General features: G+C 69.0%; 6 protein-coding genes and 2 pseudogenes. 5 read left to right on the forward strand and 3 right to left on the reverse strand.

Features of this window, described 5'->3' with window-relative positions; genetic code table 11:
* Positions 1 to 2,504 (forward strand): condensation domain-containing protein (locus tag D7V93_RS27535; RefSeq protein WP_158623877.1); only part of this gene is annotated, 2,504 nt, incomplete at its 5' end.
* A 365-nt stretch (positions 2,505 to 2,869) separates the two neighbouring features.
* Here the strand turns inward: D7V93_RS27535 and D7V93_RS27540 are convergent.
* The gene (locus D7V93_RS27540; protein WP_120646226.1) at positions 2,870 to 3,418 is read right to left on the reverse strand and encodes an RICIN domain-containing protein; all 549 of its coding nucleotides are present in this window, start codon (positions 3,416 to 3,418) and stop codon (positions 2,870 to 2,872) included.
* 1,064 nt (positions 3,419 to 4,482) lie between these two features.
* On the opposite strand from D7V93_RS27540, the pseudogene D7V93_RS46870 reads away from it, so the two are divergent.
* From D7V93_RS46870 to D7V93_RS27555, 3 genes and pseudogenes are all read left to right on the forward strand, one after another.
* Positions 4,483 to 4,848: pseudogene (locus D7V93_RS46870) on the forward strand (tetratricopeptide repeat protein); the annotation flags it as partial.
* 58 nt (positions 4,849 to 4,906) lie between these two features.
* Positions 4,907 to 5,221 (forward strand): annotated as a pseudogene (locus tag D7V93_RS27550) (CHAT domain-containing protein); the annotation flags it as partial.
* Positions 5,222 to 5,311: 90 nt separating this feature from the next.
* Positions 5,312 to 6,181, forward strand: coding sequence for an N-acyl homoserine lactonase family protein (locus D7V93_RS27555; protein ID WP_120646227.1), 870 nt, complete (start codon positions 5,312 to 5,314; stop codon positions 6,179 to 6,181).
* 18 nt (positions 6,182 to 6,199) lie between these two features.
* On the opposite strand, the gene D7V93_RS27560 is transcribed toward D7V93_RS27555, so the two are convergent.
* Together D7V93_RS27560 and D7V93_RS27565 are read right to left on the reverse strand one after the other, a co-directional pair.
* Positions 6,200 to 7,642, reverse strand: coding sequence for an HTTM domain-containing protein (locus D7V93_RS27560; protein WP_120646228.1), 1,443 nt, complete (start codon positions 7,640 to 7,642; stop codon positions 6,200 to 6,202).
* On the reverse strand, positions 7,635 to 8,804 hold the full coding sequence (locus tag D7V93_RS27565; protein WP_244237541.1) for an imelysin family protein: 1,170 nt from the start codon (positions 8,802 to 8,804) through the stop codon (positions 7,635 to 7,637). Before D7V93_RS27565 ends, D7V93_RS27560 begins: the two co-directional genes overlap by 8 nt.
* A gap of 235 nt (positions 8,805 to 9,039) precedes the next feature.
* Here D7V93_RS27565 and D7V93_RS27570 point away from each other — a divergent pair, with 235 nt between their 5' ends.
* The gene (locus D7V93_RS27570; RefSeq protein ID WP_120646230.1) at positions 9,040 to 10,560 is read left to right on the forward strand and encodes an NHL repeat-containing protein; all 1,521 of its coding nucleotides are present in this window, start codon (positions 9,040 to 9,042) and stop codon (positions 10,558 to 10,560) included.
* The last annotated feature ends 170 nt before the right edge of the window (positions 10,561 to 10,730 follow it).

The raw sequence follows: 10,730 nt of genomic DNA on the forward strand, positions 1-10,730 counted from the left end.
GCCCCCGGCCCTACGAGGCGCCCCGCACCCCCACCGAGACGCTGCTCGCGGGCCTCTGGCAGCAGGTGCTGGGCGTGGAGCGCGCGGGCATCACCGACCACTTCTTCGAACTGGGAGGCCACTCGCTGCTCGCGACGCAGGTGGTGTCGCGGCTGCGTGCCTCGCTGCACGTGGAGCTGCCCCTCCACGCCTTCTTCGACGCGCCCACGCTGGAGGCGCTCGCCGTCCGGGTGGACGCCGCGCGGGACGCGGGAAACTCGAGCCCTATCGTGCCGCCGCTGCTGCCGGTGCCGAGGACGGGCCGCCTGCCGCTGTCCTTCGCCCAGCAGCGACTGTGGCTCCTGGACCGGCTGGAGCCCGGAAGCAGCGCGTACACCATCCTCGCGGCCCTGCGCCTGATGGGGCCGCTGCATGCGAAGGCGCTGGTGCAAAGCTTCCACGCGTTGCACCAGCGCCACGAGACGCTGCGCACGGTGTTCCGCGAGGACGCCGAGGGGCCCGTGCAGGTCGTCCTGCCGGAGCTGCCGCCGTCGCTCGCCTTCGTGGACCTGCAGGGCGTGCCGGAGGCGTCCCGCGAACAGGAGGCGCTCGCGCTCGCGGCGGACCAGGCGGAGGTGCCGTTCGACCTGACGCAGGGCCCGCTGGTGCGAGGCCTGCTGGTGCGGCTGGGCGCGCAGCACCACCTGCTCGTGGTGACGATGCACCACATCATCTCCGACGGCTGGTCCTCCGCCGTGCTCACCCGTGAGCTGTCCTCGCTCTACGAGGCCTTCTCCACGGGCCAGTCGCCGTCGCTCCCCGCGCTCCCGTTGCAGTACGTGGACTACACCGTCTGGCAGCGCGCGTGGCTGCGGGACGAGGTCCTGGAGTCACAACTGGGTTACTGGCGTCACCAGCTTGCCGGAGCGCCCATCGCGCTGGAGCTGCCCACGGACAAGCAGCGTCCAGCCGCGCAGACGTTCCGGGGCGGCCGCGTGCCGGTGCGTCTGGGCACCGCGCTGTCGGAGTCGGTGAAGGCGCTGGGTCACCGCGAGGGCGTCACGCCCTTCATGGTGTTGCTCGCGGGCTTCCAGGCGCTCCTGTCGCGCCTCAGCGGGCAGGATGAAGTGGTGGTGGGTTCGCCCATCGCGGGGCGGCCGGCGCCGGAGCTGGAGGACATGCTCGGCTGCTTCGTGAACACGCTCGCGCTGCGCACCCGCGTGTCGGAAGGGGACAGCTTCCACGCGCTCCTGGGCCGCGTGCGCGAGGTGACGCTCGGGGCCTACGCGCACCAGGACGTGCCCTTCGACCGGGTGGTGGAGGCCGTCCGTCCCGCGCGGGACGCGGGCCGCTCGCCGCTGTTCCAGGTGCTGTTCGTGCTGGAGAACGCGCCGGTGTCCCAGCCCATGGGCCCCGGGCTGTCCCTGCGCTTCGTGGACGTGGAGCGCCAGTCCGCCAAGTTCGACCTGACGCTGGCCCTGTGGGAGGAGGCGGAAGCCGGCCTCACCGGCGTGCTGGAGTACAACAGCGACCTCTTCGAGCCCGCCACCGCCACGCGCTGGGCCGGACACCTGCGCGCCCTCCTGGAGCAGGCGGTGGCCGCGCCTGAAGCGCCGCTGTCCCGGCTGCGCCTGGGCCCCACGCCCGGCGACCTGCTGGTGCCCCTGCAACCCGAAGGCACGCTCACGCCCTTCTTCTGCGTGCATGCCATTGGCGGCACCGTGTGGGGGTACGCGGAGCTGGCGCGGCAGCTGGGAAAAGAGCAGCCCTTCCACGGGCTCCAGGCTCCGGGGCTGGAGAACGGCCAGGGCGCGGTGGATTCGCTGGAGGACCTGGCGGCGCTGCACCTGGAGGCCGTGCGCACCGTGCAGCCCCACGGCCCCTACCGCCTGGGCGGCTGGTCCATGGGCGCCGTCGTCGCCTTCGAGATGGCCCGCCAGCTCCTGGAGCGCGGCGAGGAGGTGGAGCGGCTCGTCTTCATCGAACCCAGCCCCACGTCTTACGCACAGGGCACGCGCATGGAGGACGCCGCGACGCTGGGCCAGCTCTTCACCGTGAACCTGGCCCACACCACCGGCCTGTCGGAGGAGCTGCCGGCGCACGTGCCCGCGGGGGACGCGGCGAAGCTGCTGCCGCACCTGCTCGAAGAGGGCCAGCGCGTGGGCGCCTTCGGCCCGGAGGTGAACCTCGCCTGGCTCCAGCGGCGGCAGCGCGTGTTCAACGCCTGCATCAGTGCGCTCTCCGGCCACGTCCTGCGCCCGCTGCGGGTGCCCGTGCTGATGCTGCGCGGCACCGAGGCCAACGTGGACGAGGGCGGCGACCGCACCCGGGGCTGGGCCGCACTCACGGACAGCATCGAGGTGGTGGACGTGCCCGGCACGCACTACTCCGTGCTCCAGCCGCCGCAGGTGGACTCCGTGGGCCGGGCCCTGGCGCGCTATCTGGACGCCCCGCCGCTCACGACGTCCTCTGGGCAGCGGGAGGCGGAGCCGGACACGGCCTCCGCCGTGGGCTCACGCCGCTAGAGGAGTGTGCGCGAAGCAATCCAACATCGTCAGTGAGAGCCCCCCACGTCCGTGGCTCTCCCGCACTTCGTGTGGTTCCCCTCGGGGGGAGCAGGCAGTCGCGGCAGGCTGCCCGCGAGGCGAATGTCGTCCCCATCGCGCACCTGCAAGGCATTGGTGCCCAATGCCCAGTACCTCAACCCACGACAGGTGGGCCCGGCTGCTACGCAGGTCGAGGCGACACAGGCCTGGTTCGACGGAGCGCGCGTGCCACGAGACCCAGGAGTGCAAAAACAACAAGGCCCGCCCCTCGATTGAGAAGCGGGCCGTTTTTCATCCTTCCGGAGCGAGCCGACGGCGCGCATCGCGCAGCCACTCATGAAGCATCAGTTGACTCGCTCGAACCTCCACAACTGGCTCTGAACTCCTGGCGTGATCTGCCATTGATGGATATGCGCGCCATTGCCCGTTCCGTTATGCTCAACATCAACAACCTTACCACTGAGACTATTCCAGATAGTGGTGGGCATTACGTTACTGATCCTCCAATTCTGCTGGGTCGTGCCATTAGGCCACCACTGCCAGATTTTTGCCCCATCGCCATACAGCGGAATCGTCTGCTCCATCACCAAACCGCTGTTCAGATTGAAAACCACATACCCACCCGCTTCACTGCCGGCAAGATACCATTTCTGGCTCGGCAAACCCAAGTACTCCCACTGATGAAGCCTGTAGCTCGCCTCCTTGGAATTGAATGCTATATCCAGGACCTTCCCGCTGTTTACATTCACAATCTTATACAGGACTCCCGGACCCGTCTGCAGAGGGGGCGGAGGAGTCCACTGAGCATGCGCCTCCGAAGAGAGTCCCAAGATGGCACCGACAAACAGAACTGAACTCAACGCAATCAACTTCATCAACTTCGACTTCCTCATGGTAACGCTCCTTTCGAGTCCTTCAACAACTACCATTTCAATACCAAGATCAAGAGAGGCAAAACTCAAGGGATGTGAGCCGGCAGGAAGTGAATTCCGGCTCACACCTCAAAAGACACCAGACCAGCTCAGGGCCGGTACTTGCAGAGCGTTCCGGCGCCCGCGACGTTGCTCCAGGGATACACCGCGCGCGGACCGCAAGCGCCGTACTCGTCCAGGCAGGCGATGTGACCCGTCGACAGCGCCTCGGTGAATGAGTTGCCCCGGCGCGCTGGAAATTGGCGCGGAAGCAGGCGTCCTTGGAGCCGTAGCCCTCGTAGTGGGTGGACGGCAAGCAACCGTTGTTGCTGTTGTATTGAGCGACCCACCACTCGAGTCCGTCGACATCCGCGCAGCGCTTGAGATCGAAAATGTACCAACCGATCCACTTGCTCCACACGGGCTCCCAGTGGGAGCACACGACGGAAGCCCCGTGGCGACCGTGGTGGCGACTCCCTTGGATTCCGGTGACTCCGAACCCTCAGGGTGGCGCCAGTCTCGCCCCCGCACCCTGCCAGGAGAGATCCGACCAGGGCTGCACTGCACACACTACGGAACACCAATGATTGAATTCGTATCTTTCCCCTCCAGGGATTGTAGATGCCGACGTGCCAGATTCGACGGAGCCGAGCCCCGCCGCCCGCCTCGGCGATGCGGCGGGGGCCCCCCCTACCGTCGAAAGGAATGAGCCCGCGCGGCCGAAAGTCATGCAAAGAATTCGAGGTCCGCCGGCCAAACCGGGTTCTTCATGAGTCAAATCAGGCACTTACATCGCCACAATGCGTGACTCCCTCATGTGGGCCCGGGCGGTAGATTTAATTTGGAGTTAGGGCAAATCGAAAAGGACAGGAGGGATGCCCCAGCGCCAGGGAATTTTCCGCCTCAGCTGAATCCTTTCACACAGCAACTGCCTTGACGCTCACAAATTCATGCCATCTATGACTAGGGCTTCGAGGCCACCGTGGCGTGCCTTCGCGCAGGCAAGTAGCGCAAGGTGGGAAGACATGCGGCGGGTTCTCGGGTGGATGGCGGTGGTCGCCCTGTGCTGTGCGGCGGGAGCGGCGGGCGGTGAGCCGCCACCGGATGCGCGGCTGCGGCAGGCGCAGAAGGCCTTCGAAGAGGCGAACAGCGCTCGACAAGGCAGGCAAGTACGCAGAGGCCATCGTGAAGGGCGAACAGGCGCTCGCGCTGCGGGAGGCGGTGCTCGGGGCTCGCACCCAGAGATCGCCACCTGTTTGAACCTGCTCGGACGGTGGCACCGGCTTCAAAGGGACTTTGCCCGAGTTGAGCCACTGGTTCAGCGCGGACTCGCCATGCGCGAAGCGGCCCTCGGCCCGAATCATCCTGATGTCGCCAAAGCGCTCAACAACCTCGCCATCCACAAACTGGCCCAGCATCGCCTCGGCGCGGCCATTCCGCTGTTCGCGCGCGCCTTCGCCATCTCCGAGCAGCGCCTGCGACACCGGGCGAGGCGACGTCAAGCAGGGTCAGGGAGTGTACGGGCTGCGCCGAGCCTTCGTGGTGGCGGGAGCGGAGACGGTGGTGATGAGCCTGTGGAAGGTGAACGACGAGACGACGAGCACGCTGATGGAGGCCTACTACCGCAACCTGCTGGCGGGGCAGGGCCGAGCCAGCGCGCTGCGCGAGGCAATGCGCTGGCTGCGTGCCATCAAGCCCCATCCTCACCATTGGGCACCCTTCATCGCGCTGGGCCAGGACGCTCCGCTGCGCCAGCTGATTTCCAACCCCAAGGTCCTTCCGTGAAGGGCGACGCAGAATGGCGGTAGAAGCAGACCCGACACGGTGCTTCCCCCGCCTGCTTCTCCACCGACTGGTTCCCGCCGGAGCGATGCCATGAAAACCATCCGCCTGTTGTCCGCCTGTCTCGCGCTCACCGCCTGCGCCAGCCAGCACCCCGCCGCGCGGACGTCCACCGTCGCGGCGCCGCCCGCCGTGAAGCTCTACACGATCGACTGCGGCCACGTGCAGGCGTCCGACTTCGGCTCCATGGCGGACGATGGATCGATGAAGGGCGTCGGCGGCGAAGGCGTCAATCCGTGCTACCTGATCCGCCATCCGAAGGGCGATCTGCTCTGGGACACCGGCTTCGCCGAAGCCATCGCGGACATGCCGGGCGGTATGCAGCCCCAGGGCGCGCCGATGCGCTTCGAGGTCCCCAAGAAGCTCACCGCCCAGCTCGGCGAGCTCGGGCTGGCACCCGCCGACATCGACTTCCTGTCGTTCTCGCACATGCACTTCGACCACGCGGGCAACGCCAACCTGTTCGCCAGCGCGAAGTGGATCGTCGACGCGGAGGAGCTCGCGGCGGCGTTCTCTGAAACAGCCCGCGAGCGCGGAGAGATCCCCCACTACAGCGCCCTGGAACACGTGAAGCCCGTGGTCATCGAAGGCGACGGCGCCTACGACGTGTTCGGCGACGGCACCGTGACGATCCACCAGGCGCCGGGACACACGCCCGGACATACCGTGCTGCTGCTGAAGACGGCGAAGTCCGGCGCCATCCTGCTGACCGGCGACCTGTGGCCGCTGCGCGAGTCGCGCGAGCGGCACCTCGTGCCCATCTACAACAGCAACCGCGAACAGACGCTCGAGTCGATGCGCCGCGTGGAGGCGCTGGCGAAGGAATCCAACGCCCGCGTGATCCAACAGCACGTGCCCGAGCACTTCGCCGCGTTGCCGGCCTTTCCCGCGCCGCTGGAGTAGGCGGGGAGCAGGAGGCCGTCAGCGCCCGCGGGCCTGCGCGGCGCGCGTGGGGCGCAGGTGCACCGGCGGCGACACGGGGGCGGGGAGGATCCACGGCTTGGGTCCCAGCCCGTCCTCCTGTCGCGCCAGGTCCACCGTGGGGTCCACCAGCGGCTCCGACAGCCGGCCGTTCAGGGACACCCGCACGTCCGCCCGCACCTCCACGGGGTGGTGCGTCGTCGCCTCGAAGTCCCTCGCGATGCGGTGGGCCAGTTGCAGGATGAGGTCCGGCTGCACCGCCATCTCCCGCTCCTGCAACCGCGTCAGGTATTGCCCGGGCGGCACGTGCCACTGCCGGCCGGTGACGCTGTCGCGCACCACGAACGTCGCGCTGCCGTTCTTCTCCCGCGTCATCACCCGCCAGGAGAAGCGCATGCCCTGCTCGTGCCACAGCACGTTGCCGCCATAGGCGTGGGTGCGCAGCGGCAGCAGCACCTGGAGGAGCGCGTAGAACACCGCCGCGCCCAGCGCCACCCGCCCCTTCCAGCCGGGCACCTCCACCGCGACGCCGGACGGAGGCGCGACGCCGTGCCACGGCAGGCGCCGGACGCGGGCCCAGAGCGCGCGCGGCCACGACGGGTCGAAGAACACCAGCGCCCCCGTCACCATGATGAAGGGGAACATCCCGATGGGGAACAGCGCGAACGTCACCGCGTGGAAGCCCAGCACCACGACGTAGGCGAACGGGCGCGTGCGGCGCCAGAGGAGGAACAGCACGATGGTGCTGTCGAACAGCATCCCGCCCCAGGCGGCCGCGTACGCCACCCAGCGCTCCTCCAACAGCGGCCCCACCCACGGCAGCCCCGTGCGCGCGGCCAGCCAGATGTTGAGCGGCTGCGCGTGCACCAGCCAGTCGGAGGTGAGCTTCGCCAGCCCCGCGAACACGTAGACCACCGCCACCTGGAAGCGCAGCAGCAGCGTGCACCACGCCGGCAGCGTGTCCCGCCGCAGCGCGGGCCTCCACCACGCGTCCACGGAGAAGGCCCGGTGCGCCGGCACGAAGCACAGGAGCGCCAGCAGCAGGCTCACCAGGTAGTAGTGGTTGAGGTAGTTCGTCACGTCCAGCAGCTGCACGTAGGCGAACACCGCGAACAGCAGCACCACCGTCACCCGGTAGAACAGCCCCACCATCAACAGCACGCCCAGCACGCCCAGCGCCACGAAGAGCGCGGGCAGCCACGCGGCGGGAATGGCCGGCACCCAGCCGAACCCCCAGTAGGTGAAGCGGAACTTCGGCTGCGCGAACAGCACGCCCACCCAGCCGTAGGCCAGGAAGCGCGCCGCCGACACGGTGATGAGCAGCCCCAGCGCCACCCGGAACGCCGCCAGCGCGGCGATGTCCCGGGGCGCGAGCAGCCACGCCCAGAGCCGTGCCCACGGACGCGGGGACGCAAGGCCCCCGCCTCCGGCGGACTCAGTCATTGTCTCCCTCGAGACCCGCCGGCGGCTCCAGGTCCAGCGTGGTGATGAAGTCTGTCTTCAGCACGTCCGTGATGCCCTTGAAGTCGTCGTAGACGCGCTGGACGGACGGCTTGTCCTGGGCGAGCGCCTCCTTGAGGTCCGCCTCCTCCACCGCGGCCAGCGCCGCCTCGGCCTCCACCACCTGCTGGCGCAGCCGCGTGGCCACGGCCTCCGCGCCCGCCGCTACCAGCACGTCGTCGAAGCCCGGCCCCGCGTAGTCCGCGCCGCAGCCCTCCACGATGCGGCGGAAGCCCACCAGGTTCAGGCGCAGGTTCTGCTTGGAGCGGCCCGCGAACTGCGACTCCAGGAGCTCCGGGCAAGTGTCCGACGCGCAGTCGCGCAGCGCCAGCGGGCGGGCCAGCTTCTGGTCCTTGCCCTCGCGCTCCACGTAGAAGAGCGCGTCGCTCAGCGTGTTGAGCGCCACCTGCGTGGACGGGAACACCGCGTTGCCCGGGCCCGCCGTCGCCAGCGTCTTCTGGAAGTTCCCGCCCTCCGGCACCCACGCGTCCACCAGCGCCTGCGCGCGCGTGTGCACGTCCGCCGCCACCACCGCCGCGTACGCCCGCTTGCGCGACGCCCGCTCGTCCGCGGACAGCGCCGCCCACGTCCCCTGCGCCACGATGGGCGAGTTGGGACCGCACGCCGTCTCCGCGCCCTCGTAGAAGAGCAGGTATTCCAGCGCCAGGAACCCGCGCCGCGTCACCAGGCTGGAGGAGAAGCTGGCCGACTCGTAGCCCTTCGACACGAGCTGCTCCTCGACGGAGCACCGGTTGCTCAGCGGGAACGAATAGATGTTGTCGCGAAGCTCCCCGCCGCCCGGGTTGCTGCGCGGCGCCGCCGGCCCCACCTGCATCACCTCCGCCACCTGCCAGACGTCCATCGCCTCGTGGTACGCCGCGCGCGCCGCCGCCACCGTCGCCGCGTCCGGCGCGTCCCGCAGCGCCACCGTCGCCGCCTGCAGCGCCGTCGCCTTCGGCAGGAAGTCGCGCGCCGTCGTCAGCATGCAGGCCCCCGCCGCGCTCAACAGCTCCGCCCGCACGTCCGTCCCACCCGTGGGCGGCGGATCCACCGGCTTGGGCTTGTTGTCACTGCACGCCGCGCACAGCAACGCGGTCAACGCCACGGCCCTCACTCCCCAACGGGAGGGCGCGGCAGGACGGGTTCGCGAGGGATTCATGCCCGCCGACGTATCAACCAATGTTGAGACTGACAATCATTCTCGAAGCGACGGTTCCCCCCCTGGGTGTCGGCCGACGCCTTGACTTCACCTACCCCCCGGTCTACGCAGACGCCCCGTTTACATGGCTGAATTTGATAATCGTTTTCATTTTCGACCATGACCCACCCGAGGGGAAAAGATGTCGACTCAGAGGAAGCACCGGAGCCTCCAGAAGCTGCTGCCTGGCATGTTGGTCGTTGGCCTCGCGATGACCTCGCTGGGCGGCTGCGGCGATGACGAGCCCACCCCCACGCCGGACGCGGGCACCACGGTGGACGCGGGCACCGACGCCGGCACCACGGACGCGGGCACCGACGCCGGCACCACGGACGCGGGCACCGACGCCGGCACCGTCACCCCGGACACGGACCTGGCGTTCGTGCGGTTCAACACCAACGGCACGGTGGACAACACCTTCGGCGCGGGCGGCAACGGCATCGCGCGGCTGAACCTGGGTGCGGGCGCGGGCACGGTGCGCGACTCCATGTGGAGCCTCAGCCGCGACGCGCAGGACCGGCTGGTGGTCTTCGGCACCAAGAAGGCGGAAGGCACGCGCACGGACACCGACCGCGTGGTCGCCCGGCTCACCGCGGGCGGCGCGCTGGACGAGACCTTCAACGCGGCCGCCACGCGCAAGGGTCTGTACGTGCTGGACATCGGCGGCCTGGGGGACTCGGCGCGCCACGGCTTCGTGCAGGCGGACGGGAAGATCCTCTCCGCCGGCTACCTGGGCCAGCCCACGGGCGTGGGCGCGCAGAGCGCCAACCGCATCGTGCTGATGCGCCTGGACGAGGCGGGCACGGTGGACGCCACCTTCGGCTCCAAGGGCGTGCTGAACTCGGCGCCGTTCGCCACGAACGACCCGACGAAGGAGTGGGGCATCTCCGAGGCCTACGCCGCCGTCCGTCAGTCCACGGGCGCCTACGTCACCACCGGCTACGGCCGCGCGGCGGGCGTGGCGGGCAACACGGTGGACCTCATCTCCTTCCGCTACAGCGCGGCGGGCGTGCTCGACTCCACGTACGGCACCAATGGCGCGTTCATCCTGAACCTGAACGGCGACAACGACCGCGGCCGTGACGCGGTGGTCCTCAAGGACGACAGCGTGTTCATGGTGGGCAGCGGCACCGTGAAGACCGGCGAGATCGACGCCATGGCGGTGCAGGTGACCGCGAACGGCCAGCCGGCCACGGTGACCGGCTTCAACGAGGGCTTCAAGACGTACGACTTCGGCCGCACGGATGAGGCCTTCTACGACGTGGCGACCTTCGACACGGGCAGCGCGGAGTACGTCGCCGCCGCCGGCTACAGCGCGAAGGCGGGCGAGGACGACGACGCCATCCTGCTCATCCGCAACGTCACCACCGGCCAGGAGTTCAATGGCGTGGTGGCCTTCTCCGACACGGCCAACGACCGCCTCTGGGGCGTGACCTTCGGCCAGGACGGCAAGGTGTACGCCACGGGCTTCGTCACCGAGGGCGGGGACAACCGCTTCGCGGTCGCGCGCTTCAACCTGGACGGCACGCGCGACACCACCTTCGGCACCGGTGGCATCGTCACGGTGAACGTCATCGCCGGCAAGCTGGACGAGGCCGCACGCTCCGTCGTCGTGCAGTCCGACGGGAAGATCGTCATCGCGGGCGCCGCCGAAGCACAGTAGGACCCGCATCGGTCGCGGCAGGCGGCGGTCTTCCGACGCTGACGGGGACACCTCCAGTCCCCGTCGGCACGGTCGACCGCCGCGCCTCTTCGCACGTTCCTCCGGGAGTCTTCGTCGTCATGGGTGCACGGACCTGGGCAGTCGCGGTGGTTTCCTTCGTCGTCTCCTCG

It is taken from the genome of Corallococcus llansteffanensis, from assembly GCF_003612055.1.
Classification (GTDB): Bacteria; Myxococcota; Myxococcia; order Myxococcales; family Myxococcaceae; genus Corallococcus; species Corallococcus llansteffanensis.

What these genes read in the sequence shown, in the direction of transcription:
- D7V93_RS27540 (WP_120646226.1), bottom strand. Translation starts at nt 3,418, where the DNA reads ATGAGGAAGTCGAAGTTGATGAAGTTGATTGCGTTGAGTTCAGTTCTG.
- D7V93_RS27555 (WP_120646227.1), top strand. Translation starts at nt 5,312, where the DNA reads ATGAAAACCATCCGCCTGTTGTCCGCCTGTCTCGCGCTCACCGCCTGC.
- D7V93_RS27560 (WP_120646228.1), bottom strand. Translation starts at nt 7,642, where the DNA reads ATGACTGAGTCCGCCGGAGGCGGGGGCCTTGCGTCCCCGCGTCCGTGG.
- D7V93_RS27570 (WP_120646230.1), top strand. Translation starts at nt 9,040, where the DNA reads ATGTCGACTCAGAGGAAGCACCGGAGCCTCCAGAAGCTGCTGCCTGGC.